This is a genomic window from Neotabrizicola paludis (assembly GCF_044142105.1).
GTDB lineage: Bacteria > Pseudomonadota > Alphaproteobacteria > Rhodobacterales > Rhodobacteraceae > Pseudogemmobacter.
Genome location: NZ_JBGTYM010000006.1, coordinates 185400 through 209661, shown reverse-complemented (window position 1 = coordinate 209661; position 24262 = coordinate 185400). Strand labels below are relative to the sequence as shown.

22 protein-coding genes are annotated in these 24262 nt (G+C 66.9%); 14 read left to right on the top strand and 8 right to left on the bottom strand.

What is annotated here, in order from left to right:
• The first annotated feature begins 37 nt into the window (after positions 1–37).
• A complete protein-coding gene (locus tag ACED67_RS14415; RefSeq protein WP_395542391.1) occupies positions 38–727 on the top strand; it encodes a rhomboid family intramembrane serine protease in 690 nt (229 codons plus the stop codon).
• A 93-nt stretch (positions 728–820) separates the two neighbouring features.
• Here ACED67_RS14415 and murJ read toward each other — a convergent pair whose 3' ends face one another.
• From murJ to ACED67_RS14400, 3 genes are all read right to left on the bottom strand, one after another.
• Positions 821–2368 (bottom strand): murein biosynthesis integral membrane protein MurJ, encoded by a 1548-nt coding sequence (gene murJ, locus ACED67_RS14410; RefSeq protein WP_395542389.1) that lies wholly within the window; start codon positions 2366–2368, stop codon positions 821–823.
• 43 nt (positions 2369–2411) lie between these two features.
• Positions 2412–5162, bottom strand: a complete 2751-nt coding sequence (locus tag ACED67_RS14405) for a [protein-PII] uridylyltransferase (protein ID WP_395542454.1) — start codon at positions 5160–5162, stop codon at positions 2412–2414.
• 98 nt (positions 5163–5260) lie between these two features.
• Positions 5261–6439 carry a penicillin-binding protein activator gene (locus ACED67_RS14400; RefSeq protein ID WP_395542388.1) on the bottom strand — a complete coding sequence of 393 codons (1179 nt, stop codon included), beginning with the start codon at positions 6437–6439 and terminating at the stop codon, positions 5261–5263.
• An 88-nt stretch (positions 6440–6527) separates the two neighbouring features.
• Here ACED67_RS14400 and rsmI point away from each other — a divergent pair, with 88 nt between their 5' ends.
• The 3 genes from rsmI (at position 6528) to gshB (ending at position 8860) form a co-directional block, all read left to right on the top strand.
• A complete protein-coding gene (gene rsmI / locus ACED67_RS14395) occupies positions 6528–7433 on the top strand; it encodes a 16S rRNA (cytidine(1402)-2'-O)-methyltransferase (protein WP_395542387.1) in 906 nt (301 codons plus the stop codon).
• A 15-nt stretch (positions 7434–7448) separates the two neighbouring features.
• Positions 7449–7844, top strand: a complete 396-nt coding sequence (locus ACED67_RS14390; RefSeq protein ID WP_395542386.1) for a YraN family protein — start codon at positions 7449–7451, stop codon at positions 7842–7844.
• A 71-nt stretch (positions 7845–7915) separates the two neighbouring features.
• Entirely contained in the window at positions 7916–8860 is a 945-nt protein-coding gene (gene gshB / locus ACED67_RS14385) for a glutathione synthase (protein ID WP_395542384.1), read from the top strand.
• A 50-nt stretch (positions 8861–8910) separates the two neighbouring features.
• Here the strand turns inward: gshB and ACED67_RS14380 are convergent, their stop codons facing one another.
• The 4 genes from ACED67_RS14380 to cobU all read right to left on the bottom strand — a co-directional run bounded on the left by ACED67_RS14380 (position 8911) and on the right by cobU (position 12606).
• Positions 8911–10425, bottom strand: coding sequence for a YifB family Mg chelatase-like AAA ATPase (locus tag ACED67_RS14380; RefSeq protein ID WP_395542382.1), 1515 nt, complete (start codon positions 10423–10425; stop codon positions 8911–8913).
• 109 nt (positions 10426–10534) lie between these two features.
• Positions 10535–11416 (bottom strand): glutathione S-transferase N-terminal domain-containing protein, encoded by an 882-nt coding sequence (locus ACED67_RS14375; protein ID WP_395542381.1) that lies wholly within the window; start codon positions 11414–11416, stop codon positions 10535–10537.
• A gap of 75 nt (positions 11417–11491) precedes the next feature.
• Complete coding sequence (locus ACED67_RS14370; RefSeq protein WP_395542380.1) at positions 11492–12058, bottom strand: histidine phosphatase family protein; 567 nt, start codon at positions 12056–12058, stop codon at positions 11492–11494.
• A complete protein-coding gene (gene cobU, locus ACED67_RS14365) occupies positions 12055–12606 on the bottom strand; it encodes a bifunctional adenosylcobinamide kinase/adenosylcobinamide-phosphate guanylyltransferase (RefSeq protein ID WP_395542379.1) in 552 nt (183 codons plus the stop codon). Before cobU ends, ACED67_RS14370 begins: the two co-directional genes overlap by 4 nt.
• 81 nt (positions 12607–12687) lie before the next feature.
• On the opposite strand from cobU, the gene ACED67_RS14360 reads away from it, so the two are divergent.
• The 7 genes from ACED67_RS14360 (at position 12688) to ACED67_RS14330 (ending at position 20025) form a co-directional block, all read left to right on the top strand.
• Complete coding sequence (locus tag ACED67_RS14360) at positions 12688–13497, top strand: ChaN family lipoprotein (RefSeq protein WP_395542378.1); 810 nt, start codon at positions 12688–12690, stop codon at positions 13495–13497.
• A 46-nt stretch (positions 13498–13543) separates the two neighbouring features.
• Positions 13544–14740, top strand: a complete 1197-nt coding sequence (gene coaBC, locus ACED67_RS14355; RefSeq protein ID WP_395542377.1) for a bifunctional phosphopantothenoylcysteine decarboxylase/phosphopantothenate--cysteine ligase CoaBC — start codon at positions 13544–13546, stop codon at positions 14738–14740.
• Positions 14737–15204: a dUTP diphosphatase gene (gene dut / locus ACED67_RS14350; protein ID WP_395542375.1), complete on the top strand. Its 468-nt coding sequence runs from the start codon at positions 14737–14739 to the stop codon at positions 15202–15204. Before coaBC ends, dut begins: the two co-directional genes overlap by 4 nt.
• Positions 15205–15214: 10 nt before the next feature.
• Entirely contained in the window at positions 15215–16246 is a 1032-nt protein-coding gene (locus ACED67_RS14345; protein WP_395542373.1) for a HesA/MoeB/ThiF family protein, read from the top strand.
• A gap of 91 nt (positions 16247–16337) precedes the next feature.
• Entirely contained in the window at positions 16338–17126 is a 789-nt protein-coding gene (locus ACED67_RS14340; RefSeq protein WP_395542372.1) for a transporter substrate-binding domain-containing protein, read from the top strand.
• A gap of 28 nt (positions 17127–17154) precedes the next feature.
• The gene (locus ACED67_RS14335; protein ID WP_395542371.1) at positions 17155–17937 is read left to right on the top strand and encodes an amino acid ABC transporter permease; all 783 of its coding nucleotides are present in this window, start codon (positions 17155–17157) and stop codon (positions 17935–17937) included.
• Positions 17938–18012: 75 nt separating this feature from the next.
• Positions 18013–20025 (top strand): M3 family metallopeptidase, encoded by a 2013-nt coding sequence (locus tag ACED67_RS14330; RefSeq protein WP_395542370.1) that lies wholly within the window; start codon positions 18013–18015, stop codon positions 20023–20025.
• Positions 20026–20028: 3 nt separating this feature from the next.
• Here ACED67_RS14330 and ACED67_RS14325 read toward each other — a convergent pair whose 3' ends face one another.
• Positions 20029–21009, bottom strand: a complete 981-nt coding sequence (locus ACED67_RS14325) for a GlxA family transcriptional regulator (RefSeq protein ID WP_395542368.1) — start codon at positions 21007–21009, stop codon at positions 20029–20031.
• Between the two features lie 70 nt (positions 21010–21079).
• Here ACED67_RS14325 and bcoG point away from each other — a divergent pair, with 70 nt between their 5' ends.
• Genes bcoG through ACED67_RS14310 form a run of 3 tightly spaced genes read left to right on the top strand, consistent with a single transcriptional unit; the run spans position 21080 to position 24261 of the window.
• Complete coding sequence (bcoG, locus tag ACED67_RS14320; RefSeq protein ID WP_395542366.1) at positions 21080–21994, top strand: 3-dehydrocarnitine:acetyl-CoA trimethylamine transferase BcoG; 915 nt, start codon at positions 21080–21082, stop codon at positions 21992–21994.
• Positions 21995–22045: 51 nt separating this feature from the next.
• A complete protein-coding gene (locus ACED67_RS14315; RefSeq protein ID WP_395542365.1) occupies positions 22046–23509 on the top strand; it encodes a carnitine 3-dehydrogenase in 1464 nt (487 codons plus the stop codon).
• Positions 23509–24261 carry an SDR family oxidoreductase gene (locus ACED67_RS14310; RefSeq protein WP_395542453.1) on the top strand — a complete coding sequence of 251 codons (753 nt, stop codon included), beginning with the start codon at positions 23509–23511 and terminating at the stop codon, positions 24259–24261. Before ACED67_RS14315 ends, ACED67_RS14310 begins: the two co-directional genes overlap by 1 nt.
• Position 24262 lies beyond the last annotated feature (1 nt).

Here is a 24262-nt window from a genome sequence, read left to right as displayed (position 1 = left end):
TCAATTGCCCCCCGGACCCTCCGTGGAGAAGGTACCAATGACCGACCGCGACTATAATGCCCCGCCCTTGAACCCCTTGCCCTGGATCGTCTGGGCGCTGGCGCTGCCCCTGATCGCGGTCGAGATCGTGGTGCAATTGCATGCGATGGGCCTGGCGGGAGGCGGGGTGTCGTCGAACTGGCGGCTGGAGGCCGTGCAGTATTTTGCCTTCGTCCCCGATTGGTTCCGCGACGATCTGGCCACGGGCCGCCTGGCCGAACGCGGCTATCGCCTGATCAGCTATGTGCTGGTCAATGCCTCGCTGACCTCGACCGTCTTCTCGGTTGTCATGCTGCTGGCGCTGGGCAAGATGGTGGGAGAGGTCTTCCGCTGGTGGGCGGTGGCGCTGGTCTTCATCGCGGCGGCGGCGCTGGGAGCGCTGGCCTATGCCTATGCCATTCCCGGCAACCAGATCCCCATCATCGGCACTTTCCCGGCGGTCTACGGGCTGATCGGCGCCTTCACCTTCATGCTCTGGGTGCGCCTGGCCGCGACCGGCGGCACACAGGCGCGCGCCTTCACCCTGATCGGTTTCCTTCTGGGGTTCCAGTTGCTGTTCGGAATGCTCTTCGGCGGCAATTGGGAATGGGTTGCCGATCTGGCGGGCTTTGCCACCGGCTTTCTCCTCAGCTTCGTCGTCTCGCCCGGCGGCTGGTCGCGGGTGCAGGCCCGCATGCGAGAACGCTAGGCAACGGTCCCGTCGTCACCCAAGGCCAGATATTCTGCGGGGTGGTCTGGAGGGGAGCAAACCCCCTCCACGAGGATGGCCGCCGCGGGCGCTTCAGGGTTTGCGGCGGCGGAGCACCGATTTCAGTTCCTTGATCCCCATCGCCCCGGTCAGGAAGGCCGTCGCAAAATAGCTTATGGCGCCTGCAAGGATCAGGATCAGCAGAATCCCTGTCCGCTGCCCGGGCAGGGTGGCGGCACTGCCAAAGGCCTCCATCAAGCCCCAGAGCACCAGCCCCATCACTGCCGAGGACACGAAGACCAGCGGCACCCGGCGGCGGAAACGGGCATCCAGCCGCACCGCCTCGCCCATGCTGCGCGTGCCGCGCCAAAGCTGCCAGACCATCGCCCAAGAGGACAGGGTCGTGCCCAGGGCGGCGGCGAGATAGCCGATCACCGGCATCAGGGCGAAGGCGATGACGGCGTTCACCACCAGCGAGACGATGGCATAGTTGAAGGGCCGCCGCGTATCCTCGCGGGCGTAGTAGAGGGGCTGCAAGACCTTGTGCAGCACAAAGGCGGGCAGGCCCAGGGCATAGATAGCCAGCGCAGGTGCGGTGGCGGCACTGTCGGCGGCGGTATAGGCGCCGCGCTCGAACAGGACCGCGATCAGCGGCAGCGAGATGACGGCCAGCGCCACGGCGGCGGGCACGGTCAGGAACAGGGCAAACTCGGCCCCCCGGTTGAAGCTTTCGCGCCCGCCCGCTTCATCCCCTGCCCGCAGGCGGCGCGACAGGTCTGGCAGCAGCACGACGCCCACCGCGATGCCGACCACGCCCAGCGGCAGCTGATACAGCCGGTCGGCATTATACAGCCAGGCCATCGCGCCTTCGGTGAACGAGGCAACGGTGCGCCCGACCAGCAGGTTGATCTGCACCACGCCGCCCGCGAGCACGGCAGGGGCGGCGATGATCGCCAGCCGTTTCAGATCAGGCGTCAGGCGCGGCCGGCGAAAGGCCAGCGACACGCCATGCCAGCGCAGCACGATCCAGACGAACAAAAGTTGCAAAACGCCCGACAGGGTGATCGTCCAGACCAGCGTCCGTCCGATCTCCCAGCCAAAAATGGGGGCGGCATACATCGAGATGACGAGGAAGATGTTCATCAGCACGGGCACGACCGCCGTGGCGAAGAAATGCCCCATGGCGTTCAGCATTCCCGAGATCAGCGCCGTCAGCGAGATGAAGAGGATGAACGGAAAGGCGATCTGGCCCAGCGTGACGGCAAGGTCGAAACGCGTGTCACCATAGAAGCCCTGCGCCATGGCCAGAACCAGAAGCGGCATGGCGATATGGCCGATCACTGAGAAGACGGTAAGCAGCGCGGCCATGCCCCAATAGGCGTCGCGCGCAAAACCTTCGGCATCCTCGCCGGCTTCAAGCTTCTTGGCATACATCGGCACGAAGGCCATGTTGAAGGCCCCTTCCGCGAAGAAGCGGCGGAACATGTTCGGCAGCGATTGCGCGACGATATAGGCCTCGGCCACCGGGCCGGATCCCAGCCAGGCCGCAACCATAGCGTCGCGGATGAAGCCCACGACGCGCGACAGCAGGGTCCAGACCCCGACGGTCAGGAAGCCCGAGACAAGGCGGATCGGTTTCATCGCTTGGCGGATCCTGCTTGAGTGGCGCTTGCGTCCACGACCTTCATCCCTGCGCGCGCTCCGTGCCTTCGACAATCGCCTGGCGCAGCTTGCGCTCCAGGCTTTCCTGCCGGCTCTTCTGGTGCAGTTTCAGCCCGAACATGTCCTTGACATAGAAGCTGTCCACCACCTGCGCGCCATAGGTGGCGATCACCGCCGAGACGATCGAGATGTTGTTGTTGGCCAGTGTCCGCGTCAGATCGTAAAGCAGGCCGGGCCGGTCCCGTGTGTCGACCTCGATGATCGTGTAGATGTCCGATCCGTCATTGTCGAAGGTGATATGGGTCGGGAAGCGGAACTCGCGCTCGCGCTTCTTGACCTTGTCGCGGTCCTTCAGCGCATCGCGGGCGATGACCTGGCCTTTCAGCGTCTTCTCGATGATCTGCCGCAGCCTCGGCAGACGCGAGGCCTCGTAGGGTTTGCCCTCGCCATCCTGGATCCAGAACACGGGCGTCGCATAGCCATCCTTGGTCGTATAGGTCCGGGCGTCGCGCACATTGGCCCCGACCAGCGCCAGAGCGCCTGCAAGACGCGAGAAGATGCCCGGATGGTCGGCGAGCGCGAAAGCGGCGCGGGTCGCGTCGCGCGCCTCGTCCGGGTGCAGGTCGATGCGGATCTCGTCATTGCCCAGCCCGCGCAGCAATTCGGCGAAAACGGCATGGGTCTCGGCCGGGAGGCCCTGCCAATAGGGCGCGTAGTGGCGCTCGGTTTCGTGACGCAGGTCCTTGGCATCCCAGGAGGAGAGTTGCGCCCGCAGCGCGGCCTTGGCCTCGTCTTCGCGATTCTCGCGGTTCAGGCTTTCCAGCCCGTCTTCAAGCGCCTCGGTCGTGCTCTTGTACAGCGTGCGCAGAAGCTGCGCCTTCCAGTTGTTCCAGGTTCCGGGGCCGACGCCGCGGATGTCGCAGACCGTCAGCACGGTCAGAAGGTCGAGCCGCTTGCGCGTTTTCACCGCACGGGCGAAATCGCGCACCGTACGCGGATCGCCGATGTCGCGCTTCTGGGCCATGTCCGACATCAGCAGGTGCCAGCGCACCAGCCATTCGACGGTCTCCGCCTCTTCTTCGTTCAGCCCAAGGCGTGGCGCGACCTTTCGGGCGATTTGCGCGCCCAGGATAGAATGATCTTCCGGGCGGCCCTTGCCGATGTCATGCAGCAGCAGGGCCACGTAAAGAACGCGGCGGTTCACCCCTTCCTTGAGGATGCTCGAGGACAGCGGCAGATCTTCGACCAGCTCTCCCCGCTCGATCTGCGCCAGGCAGGAGATGCATTGGATGATGTGCTCGTCCACCGTGTAGTGATGGTAGACGTTGAACTGCATCATCGCGACGATCGGCTCGAATTCCGGGATGAAGGCCGACAGCACGCCCAGTTCGTTCATCCGCCGCAGGCTGCGTTCCGGGTTGCCGTGTTTCAGTAGCAGGTCCAGGAAGATGCGTTTCGCTTCCGGGGCCTCGCGCATTCCATCGTCGATCAGATCCAGATTGGCGGCGACCAGACGCATGACGTTCGGGTGCAGAAGATAGCCGGTGCGCAGCGCCTCCTCGAAGACGCGCAGCAGGTTCAGCTTGTCCTTCAGAAAATCCTGCGGATCCCGCAGGTCGATGCGGCCCTGCACCAGTCGGTAGCCCGGTTTCACCCGTTTGCCGCGCTTGAAGAAGCCCAGGATGCTGGCCTCGCGCTTGGCGTGGCGCGCCTCCAGCTCGGTCAGGAAGATGCGGGTCAATTCGCCCACACGGGTGGCCTGGCGGAAATAGTCCTGCATGAAATACTCAACATCGCGCCGTCCGCGCGTGTCGGCATAGCCCATGCGCGCCGCGACTTCGGGTTGCAGGTCGAAGGACAGGATGTCGGTGGCCCGCCCGGTCTGGAAATGCAGATGGCAGCGCACCGCCCAGAGAAAGTCCTCGGCCCGGGCGAAGGCCTCGTATTCCTCACGGGTGAACAGGCCCGCATCGACCAGCCCCGCCGCCTTGGGCACGCGGTTGAGGTATTTGCCGATCCAGTATAGCGTCTGGAGGTCGCGCAATCCGCCCTTGCCCTCTTTCACATTCGGCTCAAGCACATAGCGCTGGCCGCCCTGGCGGCGGTGGCGCTCGGCCCGTTCGGCAAGCTTTGCCTCGATGAATTCCGGCCCGGTGTTGCGGAAAAGTTCGGTCCACAGCTTTTCGGCCAGTTCACCCGCCAGCGCCTCGTCGCCTACAATGAAGCGATGCTCAAGAAGTGCGGTGCGGATGGTGATGTCCTCGCGTGCAAGGCGGATGCAATCCTTCACCGTGCGCGAGGAATGGCCGACCTTCAGCTTCAGATCCCAAAGCATGTAGAGCAGGCTCTCGATCACGCTTTCGGCCCAGGGCGTGATCTTCCAGGGCGTCAGGAACAGCAGGTCCACGTCCGAGAACGGGGCCATCTCGGCCCGGCCATAGCCGCCCACCGCCAGAAGGGCGATGCGTTCCTGCCCGGTGGGGTTCGCCAAGGGGTGCAACTTGCGCGCGATGGCGAAGGCGGTGGTCACCAGCGCGTCGGTCACCTGCGAGATCGCGGTCACCAGCGGGCGCGCCTCGCGCGGGCGCTCGGCGAAGGCCAGCGCCAGCGCGGCCATGGCGGCGCTGCGGGCCTCGGCCATCTGGCGCACGGCAATGGCCCGGATTTCCCGCGGCTCGGTCCCCGCGGGTACTTCCGCCAGGATGCGCGCGGTCAAGGCCTCGGGGTCGATCTCGGCGGCCCTTGCCTCCAGCGGGGGCGCCGCTGAAGGCAAGGGCGGGCCTTCATCCGGCAGGGGCGGCAGCGGGGGCGGGGCCAGCTTGTCGAGATCCTGGGGCACGTCTGGCCTTTTGGCTCTGGGTCAGCGCCGGGTCAGAACCCGGCACCGGCAAAGCTGCGGGGGGCCGGATCGATCACCACGGCCTGACCCTGGCGGATTTCCGCAATCGCCAGCCCGCGCTCGTTCGAGCCGTCGGCACGCAGCCGGAAGATGCCCGAGACGCCGACGAAGCCGGCATTCTGGGTCAGCGACCCGCCTGACAGGTCGCGGCCCTGCTTGGCCAGCGCGCCGATGGCGGCGATGCCGTCATAGGCCAGCCCCGAAATCGGAAGCGGCGCCGCGCCATAGGCCGACATGTAGCGGCTCTGGAACTGGGCATAGAGATTGGGATCGGGCAGGGCGAACCAGCTTCCTTGCAGCGCGGGCAGCGACAGGGTCTGGCTCGGAATGTCCCAGCGCGTCAGGCCCAGGAATTTCATCGTCGCCGTGTCGAGGCCCGCCGCCACCAGCGATTGCGACAGGACGGGCAGGGCGCCCGCGGTATCGGCCGTCAGGAACAGGGCCGAGGCTTCGGCCGAGCGCGCGGTGGCGACGATGCCCGCCGCCGCGGCGGCGATGCCCGATTGCGAGAATTCATACGAGGTCGAGGCCACTACCGTGCCGCCCACCGCGGCGACGCCGCGCTGGATGGCGGCGCTGCCCGCCTCGCCGGCAGTGTTCTTGTCGGCGACGATCATCACGCGGTTCTTGCCCTGGCGCACGGCATAGCCGGCGACGCGGCGGGCCGAATTCTCGAAGGTCGGCCCGAGGACGAAGACATTGCCGCCTGCGATGGCGGTGTTGTTCGAAAAGGCCAGAACGCTGATGCCACGCGGCGCCATGGCCACGCCCACCGCATTGGCCTCGGCGGCATAGACCGGGCCAAGGATGATCTGCGCGCCTTCATCGGCGGCCTGGGTGGCCAGCGAGGCCGCCATGGCCGGGCTGCCACCGGTTTGGTAGACCTTGAGGTCGATCTGCGCGCCGCCGCCAAGATCGGCCACCGCCATCCGGGCGGCATTGGCCAGGCTGTCGGCCATGATCTGGTCCGAGGCATTGCCCGATCCGCCGGGCACCAGCAGCGCCACGGTGACCTTGCCGCCCTTGGGGGCGGGGGCGCCGCCCTCGCCTGCGGGCACACAGGCCGACAGGACCAGGGCCATGACCGGGGCGAGAAGGACAAGAGCGAACCGGCCCAAGGACTTGCGGGCCAGATGGATTGCGAACAACATGGGATTCCCCCCTCGACAGGACAGGCGCGATGACCATGGGCAAGCTAAAGCGTTCCGAAGGGGAAGTAAACTTGCGCCGGGGTCACCCATGAGCGGCACGGCGGGTTCCGGCACCTCGGCGGAAAGGTCGGGATGGACGGGCGGAAGCGCGCGGCCGGTGGCGCCCGGGCTGCATCTGGTGGCCACGCCGATCGGGGCGGCGCGCGACATCACCCTGACCGCGCTGGACGTGCTGGCCGGGGCCGACATCCTCGCGGCCGAGGATACCCGAACTCTGCGGCATCTGATGGAAATTCACGGCATCGCGCTGGCGGGCCGCCCGCTGATCGCCTGCCACGACCATAATGAGGCCGAGGTCCTGCCGCGCATCCTGGGCGCGCTCTCCGCCGGGAAATCGGTCGCCTATGCCTCAGAAGCGGGCACGCCGCTGGTATCCGACCCGGGCTTCATCCTGGCGCGCGCGACGGCCGAGGCCGGGCAGAAGGTCATCGCCGCCCCCGGCGCTTCGGCGGTTCTGGCGGCTTTGACCGTAGCGGGTCTGCCCAGCGACCGCTTCCTGTTCGCGGGTTTCCCGCCGACAGCCGCGGGCGAAAGGGCGCGCTTTCTGTCCGAGATGGCCGCGGTGCCCGCGACGCTGGTCCTTTACGAATCGCCGCGCCGGGTGCGGCGCTTGCTGGCCGAGCTGTCGGCGTCGCTGGGCGGCACCCGCCGCGCGGCCCTGTGCCGGGAACTGACCAAGAAGCATGAAGAGGTGATCCGCGGCACGCTGGACGAGATTCTGGCCGCCTTGGGCGAGAGCGATCCGAAAGGCGAGATCGTGCTTTGCCTTGATCGCGCCGCCCCACAGGCGGCCGGGGCCGAGACGATCGAAGCCGCCCTGCGGGTCGCGCTACAAACTATGTCCGTAAAGGATGCCGCAACTTTTGTCGCGCAAACTACCGGGGCGCCGCGCCGCGAGGTCTATCAGGCCGCGCTGGCGCTGGCCAAGGCCTGAACCCGGGAAAACCAGATGCCCTTCGACTTTGCGCCCGACCTTGCCGAAACCCGTCGCTTGCGCGGAAAGCGGGCCTACCTGTCCGGCCTTGCCGCCGAAGCGGGCGTCGAACGCCATTACCTTCAGCTTGGCCAGAAGGTGCTTGCGCGGCGCTGGCGCGGGCTCTCGGGCGAGATCGACCTTGTGTTCGACGGCCCCGAAGGTCTGATCTTCGTCGAGGTCAAATGTGCCCAAACACATGATCTTGCCGCAGAACGGCTCGATGCGGCGCAACGAGGCCGCATCTGCCTTGCGGTCGAGGAATATGTCGATCAGGTGCTGGGCCAGCCCTTCATCGACCGCCAGTATCATCTGGCGACGGTCGACGGCACGGGGCAGGTCGCGATCCGCGAAGATTTCTTCCTGCCCTGATCGTCCCGCCGGCGGTTTGCATCGGGCGCGACAATGCGCCAGAAAGGCGCGAGCCGAGAACGGAGCGCGCCATGGCCCTGAAAGTCGCCCTGCAAATGGACCCGATCGGGTCGGTCAACATCAACGCCGATTCGACCTTTCGCATCGCGCTCGAAGCGCAGGCGCGTGGCCACGCGCTGTTCTTCTACACGCCGGACAAGCTGGCCTTTGTCGAAGGTCGCGTCATGGCGCGCGGCTTCCCGATCGAGCTGCGCCGCGAGATCGGCAACCATGTGAGCTATGGCGCAGAGACAGAGGTCGATCTTGGTGATTTCGACGTGGTTTGGCTGCGCCAGGATCCGCCCTTCGACATGGCCTATATCACCTCGACCCATCTCTTGGACATGATCCATCCCAAGACGCTGGTGGTGAACGACCCGTTCTGGGTGCGCAATTCTCCCGAGAAGCTTCTGGTCCTGCGGTTCCCGAAATTGACGCCGCCCACCGCCATAGCCCGCGATCTGGCCACGATCCGCGCGTTCAAGGCACGGCATGGCGACATCATCCTCAAGCCGCTTTACGGCAATGGCGGGGCGGGGGTGTTCCGGCTGGACGAGAATGACCGCAACCTCTCGTCGCTTTACGAGCTTTTCACCGGCTTCTCGCGCGAGCCGCTGATCGTGCAGAAATTCCTGCCTGCCGTGGCGAAGGGCGACAAGCGCGTGATCCTGGTCGATGGTGAAGCGGTCGGCGCAATCAACCGGGTGCCGCAGGCGGGTGAGACGCGCTCGAACATGCATGTCGGCGGGCGGCCCGAGAAGGTGGGCCTGACCGAGCGCGATTTGGAGATCTGTCGCACCATCGGCCCCGTGTTGCGCGAGAAGGGGCAGATCTTCGTTGGCATTGACGTGATCGGCGACTGGCTGACCGAGATCAACGTGACTTCGCCCACCGGCATTCAGGAACTGGAGCGGTTCGACGGCACGAACACGGCCGCGAAGATCTGGGAGGCGATCGAGGCGAAACGGGCGGGCTGAGCGGTCTTCTCCGGGGCCTGCGGCCTGTCTTCCTCTCGACGAGTCCGCTTTCAAACCCCTTTCGCGCTGACCAGCCGGAACGAGACCGCCTCGGCGATATGGCGTTTCCGCACCGCCTCTTCCCCGTCGAGATCGGCGATGGTGCGCGCGACCCGCAAGACCCGGTGATAGCTGCGCGCCGAAAGCCCGATCCGTTCCGCCACTTGCGAGATCAGCGCCCGGCCCTCGGCATCGGGCGCGGCATGGTGTTCCAGCATCTCGCCTTCCAGATCGGCATTCACCCGCAACCCGCTGCCCGGACCGAAGCGGTCGGCCTGCACCGCCCGCGCCTGTGCCACCCGTGCCGCGACCTTGGCAGAAGTCTCGCCTGTCGCGGGCAGGTCGAGATCGGAATAGGCCACAGGCGGCACTTCGACGCGCAGGTCGAAACGGTCCATCAGAGGCCCCGAGATGCGGCCGAGGTAATCCTCGCCACAAAGCGGCGCCCTTCCGCAGGCGCGGGACGGATCGCTCAGATAGCCACATTTGCACGGATTCGCCGCCGCGATCAGCAGGAAGCGGCAGGGATAGCGCGCATGGGCATTGGCCCGCGCCACCATGACTTCGCCGGTCTCGATCGGCTGGCGCAGGGTTTCCAGCACGGCGCGCGGAAATTCCGGGAACTCGTCCAGAAACAGCACACCATTATGCGCCAGGCTGATCTCGCCGGGTTTCGCCCCCTTGCCGCCGCCGACGATGGCCGCCATCGACGCGGTGTGATGCGGCTCGCGGAACGGCCTTTGCCGTGAGATGCCGCCCTCGTTCAGCAACCCCGCCAGGGAATGGATCATCGAGGTCTCCAGCGCCTCGGACGGGGTCAGGGGCGGCAGGATGCCCGGCAGACGCGCCGCCAGCATGGATTTGCCCGAACCGGGCGTGCCGATCATCATCAGGTGATGCCGCCCCGCCGCGGCAATCTCCAGCGCGCGGCGGGCGCGTTCCTGGCCTTTCACATCGCGCAGGTCGCGCCCAGAGGGCCCCGGCACCACCTCGCCCGCCCGGGCCGGCGGCAGGGGCGCCTGGCCGGTATAGTGTCGCACCACCTCGTCCAGAGACCCCGCCGCCAGCACTTCGGCGGCCCCCACCCAGGCGGCCTCCGCCCCCGAGGCGCGCGGGCAGAGAAGCGCGCGATCCTCTTCCGCTGCGGCCATCGCGGCGGGCAGGGCGCCCAGAACGGGCATCAACCGCCCGTCCAGCGACAATTCCCCCAAGGCGACGGTATGTTCGATCTCGTCCTTCGGGATGATCTCGATCGCCGCCAGCAGCGCCAGCGCGATGGGCAGATCGAAATGGCTGCCCTCTTTCGGCAGGTCGGCGGGCGAGAGATTCACGGTGATCTTCTTCGATGGCAGTGCGATCGATAGCGATTGCAGCGCCGCCCGCACCCTTTCGCGCGCCTCCGAAACCGCCTTGTCGGGCAGTCCGACCAGCGCGAAGGTCGGCGGCCCGGTGGTGACGGCGCATTGCACCTCGACCATGCGGGCCTCGATCCCCTCGAAGGCCACCGTATAGGCCCGCGCCACCATACCCGACTCCGTTTAACCTTGGTTAATCGGTAGTCGGTCAATGGTTAGCGGAAGGTAAAGATCCGCCCGCCAAGGCCGATTTTTCGTCGAAAAATCGCACCCCTGGCGTTCAGGCCAGCTCGCCCGCCAGAAGGGTGCGGAACTTCGGCCAGGCTTCCGGATCGGCGACGGTCTTGTCGCGGCAGAAGGCGTTGCAAAAACCGAAGCGGCGGCCCTGAACCTCAAGCACATGGGTGATCGGCTTGCCGGAATAGGGGCAGGCGGCATTCTCGGCCTGGGTCCCCGCCACCGCGCGGGCGGGCAGCGGCACCGGACCGGGCCAGTCGCGCCGCTTGTAGTCGCGGCGGTAGAAGGCCTGATCGGCTCCGTCCACCAACCCCATGGCCCGCCAGCGCCGGAACGAGGGATGCGCAAGATGGGCATTCACATAGGCCATGGCGGCCGGGCCGACCGGCAGATTGTATCCCGCGATCCGCCCCGCGACCGGGGCGAAAAAGGCATCGGCCGCCGAATACTCGCCGCACAGCCAGGGGCCGCGCGCGCCCGTCGCGTCGCGCGCCCAGGCCCAGATCTCCTCCAGCCGGGCCAGATCGGCCAGAACCTCGGGCGTCGGGGCGCAGTCCTCATAGCTCACCCGCAGATTCATAGGGCAATGGCTGCGCAGGGCGACGAAGCCCGCATGCATCTCGGCGGCCAGCACGCGGGCCGTGGCCCGCGCCACCGGCGCTTCGGGCCAGAGCCCGGCCTCGGGATGGCGGGTGGCCAGCTCCTCGGCGATGGCGATGGTCTCGGGCACCACCGCGCCTTCCGGCGTGCGCATGGTGGGCGCGGTGCGGGCGGGGCGATAGTCCTGCAAGAGTTTCGGCAATTCGTCGGTGTAAAGACGGGCGGAATGGGTGCGGACCGGAATGTCGAAAGCATCGAACAGAAGCCAGCCACGCAAGGACCAGCTGGAATAGCCGCGGTCGCCGATCACAAGGTCATAGGTCATGCCACATCTCCATCACTGGCGGCAGGATAGGCGCGCAGACAAACCTCGGGAAACGACGAATTGTGGCGCCGTCCATCACGGAATGTGATTGATCGGCCCCGCCCGCCGGGTGCCCGGTCCGAACTCGACCCTTGTGACCGACAGATTGTCGATCCGATGCGCCAGTGCCGCTTCGGGCGACAGGCCTTCGGCCAGTTGCACGGCCGCGACGATCATGCCGAAATGGGCGACGACGATCAGCTCATCGGTCTCCTGCGCCAGCCGGATCAGGGCGCCTTCCACCCGCGCGGTCAGCGCATCCCAGCATTCGCCGCCGGGGGCACAAACCGTGCCCGGCCGCTCCCAGAAGGCGCGGGCCAGCACCGGGTCTTCGGCCTCGACCTCGGTCCAGCCGCGCATCTCCCACCGGCCGAAATGCATTTCCCGCAGGGCCGGGTCATGGGCCAAGCGCGGGCGGGGGGCCAGGGCGTCGGCGGTGGCCACGGCGCGCGAAAGATCGGAAGAGATCACCGGCACCGCCGGCAAATGAGCGTTCAGCCGTGCCAACGCGGCATGATCCGACAGGTCGGCGGGCAGATCGGTCCAGCCCACCATGCCTTTCGCATGGGTCGGGCCATGGCGGACCAGCCAGAAGCGGCTCATGCCAGATCCGGGGGCAGGGCGGGCAACTGGCCCTTGAGCGCCAAAGGCAGGCCCGCCATCACCGCCACCACCAGCCCGGCATCCTGCGCCAGCCGCTGGTTCAGCCGTCCCTGTTCGTCGCGGAACTGCCGCGACAGCGCATCGCCGGGCACGATGCCCCAGCCGACCTCATTCGTCACCACGATCACCCGGCCCGCACAGGCCGCGATCGCCGCGCGCAGATCGGCCATGGCGGCGGGCAGGTCATGCCCGGCCAGAAGGTGGTTGGTCAGCCACAGCGTCGCGCAATCGACCAGCGTGACGCTATGCGGCGGCGCAACGGCAAGCGCCGGGCCAAGGTCCAGCGGTGCCTCGAAGGTCTCCCAGTCGCCGCCGCGATCCGCGCGGTGCTGGGCGATGCGGTCGGCCATTTCATCGTCCAGCGCCTGGGCCGTGGCGATATAGCGGCGGGGCAGGCCGGTGGCGCGGGCCAGGATCTCGGCATGGCGTGATTTGCCCGAACGGGCGCCGCCGGTCACAAGGGTCAGTTGGGGAAGGTCGATCTGCATGGCCGGACCCTATCCGCCGCCTTCGCGCGCGACCAGAGCCCTTCGTCTTGCCGCCGCGCTGCGCATTGTGCATCAGGGGGCATGCGTCTTTTGTCCCTGCTTCTTCTCTGCGCAACCCCGGCCCTGGCCGAACGGATCGATCCCGCGGCCCTCGACCATCTGCCCGCCGCCGATGTGGTGGTGCTGGGCGAGGTGCATGACAATCCCGAACATCATGCCAATCAGGCCCGCGCCGTGGCGGCCTTGCAGCCCAGGGCGCTGGTCTTCGAGATGTTGACACAAGCCGAGGCCGCCCGCGCCCCCGCCGACCGCAACGATCCCAAGGCGCTGGCGGCGGCATTCGGCTGGGAAGGCTCCGGCTGGCCCGATTTCGCGCTCTATCATCCGATCTTCCTCGCCGCGCCTGCCGCGCGGATCTATGGCGGCGAGGTCGAGCGCGATCAGGCGCGGCTTGCCGTCTCGCAGGGTGCGTCAGCGGTCTTCGGTGCCGATGCCGCCCTATACGGCCTTGACCAGCCGCTGCCCGAAGCCGAGGCCGCAGCCCGGGCGGAGGAACAGTTCAGCGCCCATTGCGGTGCCATGCCGATGGAGATGATGGATGGCATGGTCGAGGCGCAGCGCCTGCGCGATGCCACCCTTGCACGTGCCGTTCTGCAGGCCATGCAGGAGACCGGCGGCCCGGTCGCCGTGATCACCGGCACTGAACATGCCCGCAAGGATCGCGGCGTTCCGGCCGCCCTTGCCCTTGCCGCGCCGGGGCTGCGCGTGCTGGCGATCGGCCAGGCCGAGGAAGACCCCGGTGTCGGCGCCCCCTTCGACCTTTGGCTCGTCACCGCGCCCGCGCCGCGCCCGGACCCCTGCGCCGCCTTTGCACCCCCTTCGGACGGTTGAGTTTGCCCCGGCGCGGGCCTAGGGTCGGCGCAACGAAAGGTGGCATATGCTGGCGGACAAGCGCATTCTTCTGATCATCGGCGGCGGCATCGCGGCCTATAAGGCGCTCGACCTGATCCGCCGCTTGCGGGAAAGGGGCGCGCGCGTGCGCGCCGTGATGACCCAGGCCGCCCAGCAATTCATCACGCCCCTGTCGGTTGGTGCGCTGACGGCGGACCATGTCTTCACTGATCTTTTCGACCGGCAGGACGAGCAGGATGTCGGCCATATCCGCCTGGCGCGCGAGGCAGATCTGATCGTCGTCGCGCCCGCCACGGCCGACCTCATGGCGAAACTTGCCAATGGGCTGGCGAACGATCTTGCCAGCGCCATTCTTCTTGCCACCGACAAGACGGTGCTGATCGCCCCGGCAATGAACCCGCGCATGTGGTCTCGTCCGGCCACGCTGCGCAACCGCGCCACGCTGGCGGCGGATGGCGTGCTGTTCATCGGCCCGGCGCGGGGCGAGATGGCCGAGGCGGGCGAGGCGGGCGAAGGCCGCATGGCCGAACCGCTGGACATCGTTGCCGCTGCCGAGGCGGCCCTGGGCGGCGGACCGCTGGCGGGGCGGCATGTCCTTGTCACCTCCGGCCCCACGCATGAGCCGATTGATCCGGTGCGCTACATCGCCAACCGCTCGTCCGGGGCGCAGGGCACGGCTCTGGCGGCCGCGCTGCGCGATCTTGGGGCGCGCGTGACCTTCATCACCGGCCCCGCCACAGTGCCGCCGCCGCAGGGCGTGGCGGTCGTCAGCGTGGAAACCGCGCGCGAGATGCTGGACGCCGTGCAGGCGGCGCTGCCCGCCGATGCGGCGGTGATGGCGGCGGCGGTGGCCGACTGGCGTGTCGCCAATCAGGGCGCGCAGAAGATGAAGAAGGACGGCTCTGGCCGCGCGCCCGCGCTGGAATTTGCCGAGAACCCCGACATTCTCGCCACCGTATCGAAAGGCGCGCAGCGGCCAAGGCTGGTGGTCGGCTTCGCTGCCGAAACCGAGAAGGTGGTGGATCACGCCAGCGCCAAACGGCTGCGCAAAGGCTGCGACTGGATCGTCGCCAATGATGTCAGCCCGGCGACCGGGATCATGGGCGGGGCCGAGAATGCGGTGACGCTGATCAGCGCAGCGGGCGCCGAGACCTGGGAGCGGATGCCGAAAGCCATGGTCGCCCGCCGGTTGGCCGAACGCATCGCAGAGGCTCTGGCATGAGCGTCACCGTCCAGATCCTGCGCGAAAGCTGGGCCGATCCCGACCTGCCGCTGCCGGAATACCAGACCGCAGGCGCCGCCGGGGCTGATATTGTCGCCAACCTGCCGCCCGAAATCCGGTCGCAGGGCGTGACCCTTGCGCCGATGCAGCGCCTGATCTGCCCCACGGGCCTGCGCGTCGCCATTCCTGACGGCTACGAGATGCAGATCCGCCCGCGCTCGGGCTTGGCCACCAAACATGGCATCACCCTGCCGAACACGCCCGGCACGATCGACAGTGATTATCGCGGCCCCCTGGGCGTGGCGCTGATCAATCTTGGCGCTGAGGATTACACGATCCGCCACGGCGACCGGGTGGCGCAGGCGGTGATCGCGCCGGTGATCCGGGCCGCCTATGTGCTGGTCGAAGCCCTTGAGGCGACCGATCGGGGCGAGGGCGGCTTCGGCTCCACCGGAAAACGATGATGGGCGACAGATGATCGGCCTTCTTGGCTTTGCTGCGATCTGGGGCCTGTCGCGCTGGTTCGGCTGGCCGCGCGCGCTGGCGCTTGGCCTCATTGCCCTCTGGTGGGCGTTCCTTGTGCTTGCCACTGCCCCGCACATCGGCGCGCCCGGCCTTGCCGCCACGCTGGGCGGCGATTTCCGGCTCTGGGTGCTGCTTGGCGCCCTCGCCGTGCTGGTCGCGGGCTATCTGGCGCTTCTGAGCCGCCTCAAGGCCCGCGCCGCGCCCGCCAAAGCCCCCGCCGCCTCTGGCAGCTTCTCGCCCGCGGAACTCGACCGCTACGCCCGTCACATCCTGCTGCGCGAAATCGGCGGACCGGGGCAAAAGGCGCTGAAAGGGGCGAAGGTTCTGGTGGTCGGCGCCGGCGGTCTTGGCGCGCCTGCGCTTCTCTACCTCGCCGCCAGCGGCGTAGGCCGGATCGGGGTGATCGACCCCGATGTTGTCGAGTCGTCGAACCTGCAACGCCAGGTCATCCACAGCGAAGACCGGGTCGGGATGCCCAAGGTCTTTTCGGCGCAACAGGCCCTGCAGGCGCTGAACCCCTTCATCGAAATCCTGCCCTACCACCGCTGGCTGGACGAGAAGACCGCCAAAGAACTGATCGCCGACTACGATCTGGTGCTGGACGGCACAGACAATTTCGACACCCGCTATCTGGTCAACCGCATCTGCGCCGCGCTGGGCAAGCCGCTGATCGCGGGCGCCATCACGCAATGGGAAGGCCAGCTCTCGCTCTGGCATCCGGCGTCGGGCGGGCCCTGCTATGCATGTGTCTTCCCGGTGCGCCCGGCCCCCGGCATGGTGCCGACCTGCGCCGAGGCGGGTGTCGCCTCGCCCTTGCCGGGCGTGATCGGCGCGATGATGGCGATGGAGGCGGTCAAGCACCTGACCGGTGCGGGCGAAACATTGACGGGCCGCCTGATGATCCATGACGCGCTTTATGCCGAGACTCGCACCATCACCGTCAAGAAACGCCCCGATTGCCCGGTCTGCGGCAGTCCTTGACCGCATTGCGATTGTCGCCGGCCGTCCGCACCCGCTTGCAAGCGCCCGGCGGGCCGGGCTAACTGGGTGAAACCAAACGGGAGCCTGACCCATGAAACTCTCCGCCGCCTTCGGCGCCGTCGCGCTGTCTCTTGCCGCTGCCGCGGCTTTTGCCCAGGACCTGCCCGACCTGTCCGGCAAGGAAATCGTCGTCGTCACCGAGAACGCCTATCCGCCCCTGCAATTCGTCGATGGCAGCGGTGCGGCGGTGGGTTGGGAATATGACGCCATGGCCGAGATCGCCAAGCGCTTGAACCTCAAGGTCACCTATCAGAACACTTCCTGGGAGGCGATGATCCCCGCCGTGGCCGAAGGCCAGTATGACATGGGCATGACCGGCATCACCATCACCGATGAGCGCAAAGAGCAGGTCGATTTCTCGGACAGCTACATGACCTCGGAATCGGTCATGCTGGTGCGCGGTGACGAGACCCGCTTCACCGATGCCACCAGCTTCGGTGCCAATGCCGACCTGCTGATCGGCGCGCAGGCGGGCACCACGCCCTTCTACACCGCCGTCTATTCCGTGCTGGACGGCAATGAGCAAAACCCGCGCATCAAGCTTTTTGAAACCTTCGGCGCTTCGGTCGAGGCGCTGAAAGCGGGCGATGTCGATCTGGTCCTGACCGACGGCACCGCCGGCGCGGGCTATGTCGCCGCTTCGAACGGGGCGCTGAAGATCGTGGGCGCGCCGCTTGGCACCGAGGAATTCGGCTTCATCTTCCCCAAGGGATCCGAGTTTGTGGCCCCGATCAATGCCGCCATCGCCAGCCTCAAGGCCGATGGCACCTTCGAGGCGCTGAACAAGAAGTGGTTCCTCGACTACGCCATGGGCAACTGATCCGGGCGCAAGACGGGGCAGGGGGCCGATGCTGGGCCCGCAAGGCAAAAGGGACGAAGATTTCCCCTGGTGGCTGGTGATCCTTGTGTTCACCAGCCTCTGGCTGTTTTGGGAAGTCCTCTCGCGCGACTATTACACCGCCGTCTTGCAGACGCTGGCCAAGGGCATCGGCGTGACCGTTGCCGTCGCGGTCATCGCCTATCTTGGCGCCTGCCTGATCGGGCTTGGCCTGGCGGTGATGTCGCTCTCGCGCCACCTGATCCTGCGCCAGATCGCCCGGTTGTACATCGAGGTGATGCGCGGCGTGCCGATCATCGTGCTTCTCCTCTATGTCGCTTTCGCGCTGGCGCCCGCTCTGGTCGCCGGGGTCAACGCGCTGGCGGGCGAAGAGGTCTGGCGCCCGCGCGACTTTCCCCTGATCGCCCGCGCGGTGATCGCGCTGATGCTGGCCTATTCCGCCTTTCTGGCCGAGATCTTCCGAGCCGGGCTTCAGGCCGTGCCTGTGGGCCAGATCGAGGCGGCGCAGGCGCTGGGCCTGTCGGGTTGGCAACGGTTCCGCCACATCACCCTGCCGCAGGCCTTCCGCCTGATCCTGCCGCCTCTTGGCAATGATTTCGTCGCCATGGTGAAGGATTCCTCGCTGGTCTCGGTTCTGGGCGTGGCCGACATCACCCAGCTGGCCAAGGTGACGGCGGCGGGCAATTTCCGCTATTTCGAGACCTATAACGTCGCGGCGCTGCTCTATCTCATGATGACGATCGGCCTGTCCTTGTTGCTGCGGCGGGTCGAGGCCAGGATGCGGTCGCGCTGATGTGAAGCCCCGGGGGCCTTGCCCCCGGACCCCCCGAGTATTTCTTGCCAAGATGAAATGGCGAAGGAGAGGGCGATGAACGTGCTTTTGCAGAACTGGGACACGCCCTTTGGCCTGCCGCCCTTTGCCGAGATCAAGGACGCGGACTTCCTGCCCGCCTTTGACGAGGCGCTGGCCCGGGCGCGCGCGGCGATTGCGGCGATTGCCGAGGGGCCGGGCCAAAGCTTTGCAGAAGTGATCGAGGCGCTGGAACTGGCCGAAACCGATCTCGACCGGGTTTCGGGCGTCTTCTACAATCTCGCCGGTGCGGATTCCAACGAGGCGCGCGAGGAATTGCAGCGCGTCCTGGCGCCGAAGCTCAGCGCCTTTTCCAGCGAAGTGACCAACAACAAGCCGCTTTTCGCCAAGATCGAGGCATTGTGGCAGGTGCGCGAAACGCTCGACCTGATGCCGGAACAGCGCCGCGTGCTCGACCTTTACCGCCGCATGTTCGTCCGCTCGGGCGCGGCGCTTGAAGGGGAGAAGGCCGAGCGGTTGACCGCCGTCAAGGCGCGGCTTGCCGTGCTGGGCACGCAGTTCAGCCAGAACCTTCTGGCCGATGAGCGCAGCTGGTACATGGATCTGGCCGAAGCCGATCTGGAAGGCCTGCCCGATTTCGTGGTGCAAGCGGCGCGGGCAGCGGGGCAGGAGCGGGGCCTGGGCGGCCCGGTCGTGACGCTCAACCGCTCGCTCATCGTGCCCTTCCTGCAATTCTCACCCCGGCGCGCGCTGCGCGAAAAGGCCTATGCGGCCTGGGTCGCGCGCGGCGCGAATGGCGGGAGCACCGACAATCGCGGCATCGCAGCGGAAATCCTCGCGCTGCGTCACGAGCGGGCGCAGCTTCTGGGTTATGCGGATTTCGCACAGTTCAAACTGGAACCCGAAATGGCCAAGACGCCGCAGGCCGTGCGCGATCTCTTGATGCGGGTCTGGCAACCCGCCCGCGCCAAGGCGCTGGCTGATGGCGCCGTGCTCGAGGCGATGCTGCAGGCCGATGGCATCTCCGGCCCGCTGGAACCCTGGGACTGGCGCTATTATTCGGAAAAGCGCCGCAAGGCCGAACATGATCTGGATGAGGCGGCGCTGAAACCCTATCTGTCGCTGGATGCGATGCTGGGCGCGATGTTCGACTGCGCCCATCGGCTGTTCGGGCTCGGATTCCACGAGATCCCCGGCCCCTTCTACCACCCCGACGTCCGCGGCTGGGAGGTCACACGCAACGGCGCGCATATCGCGGTCTTTCTGGGCGATTATTTCGCCCGCGGCTCGAAACGTTCCGGTGCCTGGTGTTCCGCCATGCGCAGCCAGAAGAAGCTGGGCGGCGATCAGCGCCCCATCGTGGTCAATGTCTGCAACTTCGCCAAGGGCGATCCCTGCCTTCTGTCCTATGACGATGCCCGCACGCTGTTCCACGAATTCGGCCATGCGCTGCATCAGATGCTTTCCGACGTGACCTATGGCTTCATCTCGGGCACTTCCGTCGCGCGCGATTTCGTCGAATTGCCCAGCCAGCTTTACGAACACTGGCTTGAGGTTCCTTCGGTCCTGGAAGAACACGCGAAACACTTTCAGACCGGCGAACCCATGCCGGCCGACCTGCTCAAGCGTCTTCTCGAGGCCGGCACCTATGACCAGGGCTTCGCCACGGTGGAGTTTGTCTCTTCCGCCATGGTCGATCTTGAGTTTCACAGCGGCCCGCCCCCCGCCGATCCGATGCAGAAACAGGCGGAAGTGCTGGAATCCCTGGGCCTGCCCCACGCCATCCGCATGCGCCATGCCACGCCGCATTTCGCCCATGTCTTCTCGGGGGACGGCTATTCCTCGGGCTATTACAGCTACATGTGGTCCGAGGTGATGGATGCCGATGCCTTCGCCGCCTTCGAAGAGGTGGGCGATCCCTTCGATCCGCAGACCGCGCAGAAGCTGGAGAAATTCATCCTCTCGGCGGGTGGCAGCGAAGAGGCCGAAGCCCTTTACCTGCAATTCCGCGGCCGCATGCCCGGCGTCGAGGCGCTGCTGAAGGGCAGGGGCCTTCTGGAACCGGCCTGACCGTCAGGTCTTCCGGGCCTTTGGCTTGCGCAATCCCCCGGGTGCATGGCCGAAAGCGCCACGAAAGGCCCGGCTCAGGGTGGCCGGGCTGGAAAACCCCGTGCGCAGCGCCACTTCGGCCAAGGGATGGGGGGTCTCGGTCAGCATGCGCCGCGCCACCTGGAGCCGCAACCCCAGCATATGCGCGCCGGGGGGCATGCCCAGGGCGGCGCGGAACAGCGCCTCCAGCCGCCGGGGCGACAGGCCGACCGCCGCCGCCGTCTCGGCCACCGTTTCAGGGGCGTCGATCCGCGCCTCCATCCGCGCCAGCGCCGCCGCGACGCGCGGATCCAGAACCGGGTCCAGCGCGGGCGGCGCGATCTGCGGTTCGGCCCCGGGCCGGGCGCGGGTCAGGAAGGAATTCGCCACCTGCCGTGCCAGCGCCGCGCCATGCCGCGCCCGGATCAGATGCAGCATGAAATCCTGCGCCGGGGCCGCGCCGCCGATGCAGGCGCGGTTGCGGTCGATCACATAGCGGTCGGGCACGACCTCGACCTCCGGATAGCTCGCGGCCAGATCCTCCAGATCCTCCCAATGCACCGTGGCGCGATAGCCGTTCAGCAGCCCCGCCCGCGCCATCACCCAGGGCCCCGCATCCACGCCCCCCACCAGCGCGAAACGCGGCGCGATGCGGGCCAGGTCTCGGATCAGGGGTCGCGTCACCGCTTCTTGCAGCCGGTAGCCCGCGATCACGATCAGCGCCTCGGCCCCCACCGCCGCCGACAAAGGCCCCGAGGACGGCAACGATAACCCGCAGGTCAGCGGCGCCGGCGCGCCATCCGGCGTCACCACGCGCCAGCGATAGGCCTCATGCCCCAGTTGCCGGTTCGCGTTGCGCAACGGGTCCAGCGCCGAGGCGACCTCAAGGATCGAGGCTTGCGGCAGTACCAGAAGCGCCATGGTCAGCGGCCCTGTCGCCGCCGTGAAGATCGCGTTTTCCGTCATGGTAATTTCGTAAATCGCAAAACATCGCCGCACAAGGGGGCTAATCTGCCGCCCAAGACAGGAGGGCCCCATGCCGCTGACCATGAATCGCGAAGTCTTCATCACCTGTGCCGTGACCGGCTCGGGCGGCACGCAGGACCGCTCGCCCCACGTTCCCCGCTCGCCCCAGCAGATCGCCGAAAGCGCCATCGCGGCGGCCAAGGCGGGCGCGGCGGTGGTGCATTGCCACGTCCGCGATCCCGAAACCGGCAAGCCCGCCCGCGACCCGGCGCTCTATCGCGAAGTCACCGAGCGTATCCGCGACAGCGACACCGACGTGGTGCTGAACCTGACCGCCGGCATGGGCGGCGACCTGCTGTTCGACGGCACCGAAGCGATGAACCGCATGGGCGCCAAGTCCGACATGGCCGGGGCCGAGGAACGCGTCGCCCATGTCGTCGACTGCCGGCCCGAGATCTGCACGCTCGACTGCGGCACGATGAATTTCAACGAAGCCGATTACGTGATGGTCAACACCCCCGGCATGCTGCGCGACATGGCGAAACGCATGGTGGCCAGCGGCACCCGGATCGAGATCGAGGCTTTTGACACCGGCCATCTCTGGCTGGCCAAGGCCCTGGCCGACGAGGGCGTCATCCCCGACCCGGTGCTGGTGCAGCTGTGCATGGGCGTGCCATGGGGGGCGCCGGATGACCTGAACACCTTCATGGCCATGGTCAACAACGTGCCCAAGCACTGGCACTGGTCGGCCTTCGCGCTGGGCCGCCACCAGATGCCCTATGTCGCGGCCTCGGTGCTGGCGGGCGGCAATGTGCGGGTGGGGCTGGAAGACAATCTCTGGCTGGACAAGGGCGTGCTGGCCACCAACGCGCAACTGGTGGAACGCGCCGCCACGATCATCGAGAACCTGGGCGCGCGGGTGATCACCCCGGCCGAGGTGCGGGCGCGGCTGAAGCTGGAAAAGCGGGCGCCGATGGCGAAGTAGCCCGGCGCCGCTTTACCTAATCGAATATTCTTCATGCGAGGACAGGCCGAAATGGCGCGCAAGGTTGCAATTATCGGGGGTGGGGTGATCGGCGGCGGCTGGGCCGCGCGGTTCCTGCTGAATGGCTGGGATGTCGGCGTCTTCGATCCCGATCCCGAGGCGGAACGCAAGATCGCCGCCGTCATGTCCAACGCGCGGCTGGCGCTGCCGGCGCTGTCGGATGTGCCGATGCCGCCCGAAGGGAAACTGACCTTCCACGGCACGATCGGCGAGGCGGTCGAGGGTGCGGAATATGTGCAGGAAAGCGTCAGCGAACGGATCGAGCTGAAGCACAAGGTCTATGCCCAGCTGCAACAGGCCAATCCCGGCGTGCTGATCGGCTCATCCACCTCGGGCTTCAAGGCCAGCGACTTGCAACAGGGCAGCCCTGCGCCGGAAAACATCATCGTCGCGCATCCGTTCAACCCGGTCTACCTGCTGCCGCTTTCCGAGGTCTCGGGCAGCCCGAAGAACACCCCGGAAACCGTTGAAAAGACGGTGCAGATCATGAAGGACATCGGGATGTTCCCCCTGGTGATCCGGCATGAGATCGACGCCTTCATCGGCAACCGCTTCCTCGAAGCCGTCTGGCGCGAGGCGCTGTGGATGCTCAAGGACGGCATCGCCACGACCGAGGAAATCGACGAGGCGATCCGCATGGGCTTTGGCCTGCGCTGGGGCCAGATGGGCCTGTTCGAGACCTATCGCATCGCCGGCGGCGAGGCGGGCATGCGGCATTTCATGGCGCAATTCGGCCCGGCCTTGAAATGGCCCTGGACCAAGCTGATGGACGTGCCCGAATTCAACGACGAGCTGGTCGATCTGGTGGCGAACCAGTCCGACGCGCAATCGGGCATGTATGGCATCCGCGAGCTGGAACGGATCCGCGATCAGAACCTGGTGGGCTTCCTGCGTGCGCTGAAGGAGCGGAACTGGGGTGCCGGCAAGGTGCTGCGCGAACATGACGAACGCCGCGCCGCCACCTTCCTGGGCGATCTTGACAGCGGGCCGAAAGCCGAACCGCTGGTCATGGCCCAGCTGCAGGTCCTGCCGGGCTGGATCGACTATAACGGCCACATGACCGAAAGCCGCTACTACTTCGCCAATTCCGAAGCGGTCGACAATTTCCTGCGCCTGATCGGGGCGGGTATGGACTATGTCGCCGGCGGCCATTCCTTCTATTCGGCCGAAACCCATATCCGCCATCTGGGCGAAGCGAAACTGGGCGACCGTCTGACCTGCACTCTGCAGATCCTCTCTGCCGACGAGAAGCGCTTCCGCTCTTTTGTGCAGGTGAAGAAAGGCAAGGAAGTGGTTGCCACAGTTGAGCAACTTTGCCTCCATGTCGATATGGCGGCGGGCAAGTCGGCCCCGGCCGCGCCGCAGGTCTGGGCCAAGCTCAAGGCGATCGCCGAGGCCCAGGCGGGCCTGCCCCTTCCTGAAGGCGCCGGCCGCGCCGTGGGGCAGAAGAAGTGATCCGCCGGATCCTGATCACCGCAGGGGCGAATGGCATCGGGCTGGTGATGGCCCGGGCCTTTGCCGCCCATGGCGATCAGGTCTGGGTGACGGATGTTGACGCTGCCATGATTGCGGCCCTGCCGCCGGGCATCCGCGGCACGCTCTGCGATGCGGCCTCGGAACCCGCGATGGATCTGCTCTTTGCCGAACTCACGGCGGAGTGGGGCGGGCTGGACGTGCTGGTCGCCAATGCCGGGATCAAGGGTCCCACGGCGGCGATCGAGGACATGCCGCTGGAAGGCTGGCACCAATGTCTTGGCGTCAATCTTGACGGCGCCATGCTTGCGGCGCGCGGTGCGGCGCGGCTGATGAAAACGGCCGGCAAGGGGGCGATGGTCTTTCTCTCCTCGACCTCCGGCCTTTATGGCACCCCCTTCCGCGCGCCCTATGTGGCGGCGAAATGGGGCGTGATTGGTTTGATGAAGACCGTGGCGATGGAACTTGGCCCCCATGGTATCCGCGCCAATGCGATCTGCCCAGGCTCGGTGAACGGTCCCCGCATCGACCAGGTGATCGAGGCGGAAGCCCGCGCCAAGGGCATGACACCCGATGCCGTTCGCCAGGGCTATGCCTCCGGCACGGCGCTGAAACAACTGACCAACCCGGAAGACGTCGCCGATATGGCGCTTTTCCTCGCCTCGGACGCGGCGCGCATGGTCTCGGGCCAGGCGCTGTCGGTCGATGGCATGACCTACAATGTGGACCCGTGAG

Excerpts from the sequence above, each read along its gene's own strand:
- ACED67_RS14325 (WP_395542368.1), bottom strand. The coding sequence starts at position 21,009 with ATGACGGAAAACGCGATCTTCACGGCGGCGACAGGGCCGCTGACCATG.
- ACED67_RS14315 (WP_395542365.1), top strand. The coding sequence starts at position 22,046 with ATGGCGCGCAAGGTTGCAATTATCGGGGGTGGGGTGATCGGCGGCGGC.
- ACED67_RS14330 (WP_395542370.1), top strand. The coding sequence starts at position 18,013 with ATGAACGTGCTTTTGCAGAACTGGGACACGCCCTTTGGCCTGCCGCCC.
- cobU (WP_395542379.1), bottom strand. The coding sequence starts at position 12,606 with ATGCAGATCGACCTTCCCCAACTGACCCTTGTGACCGGCGGCGCCCGT.
- gshB (WP_395542384.1), top strand. The coding sequence starts at position 7,916 with ATGGCCCTGAAAGTCGCCCTGCAAATGGACCCGATCGGGTCGGTCAAC.
- rsmI (WP_395542387.1), top strand. The coding sequence starts at position 6,528 with ATGAGCGGCACGGCGGGTTCCGGCACCTCGGCGGAAAGGTCGGGATGG.
- bcoG (WP_395542366.1), top strand. The coding sequence starts at position 21,080 with ATGCCGCTGACCATGAATCGCGAAGTCTTCATCACCTGTGCCGTGACC.
- coaBC (WP_395542377.1), top strand. The coding sequence starts at position 13,544 with ATGCTGGCGGACAAGCGCATTCTTCTGATCATCGGCGGCGGCATCGCG.
- ACED67_RS14370 (WP_395542380.1), bottom strand. The coding sequence starts at position 12,058 with ATGAGCCGCTTCTGGCTGGTCCGCCATGGCCCGACCCATGCGAAAGGC.
- ACED67_RS14375 (WP_395542381.1), bottom strand. The coding sequence starts at position 11,416 with ATGACCTATGACCTTGTGATCGGCGACCGCGGCTATTCCAGCTGGTCC.
- ACED67_RS14390 (WP_395542386.1), top strand. The coding sequence starts at position 7,449 with ATGCCCTTCGACTTTGCGCCCGACCTTGCCGAAACCCGTCGCTTGCGC.
- ACED67_RS14400 (WP_395542388.1), bottom strand. The coding sequence starts at position 6,439 with ATGTTGTTCGCAATCCATCTGGCCCGCAAGTCCTTGGGCCGGTTCGCT.
- ACED67_RS14335 (WP_395542371.1), top strand. The coding sequence starts at position 17,155 with ATGCTGGGCCCGCAAGGCAAAAGGGACGAAGATTTCCCCTGGTGGCTG.
- dut (WP_395542375.1), top strand. The coding sequence starts at position 14,737 with ATGAGCGTCACCGTCCAGATCCTGCGCGAAAGCTGGGCCGATCCCGAC.
- ACED67_RS14345 (WP_395542373.1), top strand. The coding sequence starts at position 15,215 with ATGATCGGCCTTCTTGGCTTTGCTGCGATCTGGGGCCTGTCGCGCTGG.
- ACED67_RS14380 (WP_395542382.1), bottom strand. The coding sequence starts at position 10,425 with ATGGTGGCGCGGGCCTATACGGTGGCCTTCGAGGGGATCGAGGCCCGC.
- murJ (WP_395542389.1), bottom strand. The coding sequence starts at position 2,368 with ATGAAACCGATCCGCCTTGTCTCGGGCTTCCTGACCGTCGGGGTCTGG.
- ACED67_RS14340 (WP_395542372.1), top strand. The coding sequence starts at position 16,338 with ATGAAACTCTCCGCCGCCTTCGGCGCCGTCGCGCTGTCTCTTGCCGCT.
- ACED67_RS14415 (WP_395542391.1), top strand. The coding sequence starts at position 38 with ATGACCGACCGCGACTATAATGCCCCGCCCTTGAACCCCTTGCCCTGG.
- ACED67_RS14360 (WP_395542378.1), top strand. The coding sequence starts at position 12,688 with ATGCGTCTTTTGTCCCTGCTTCTTCTCTGCGCAACCCCGGCCCTGGCC.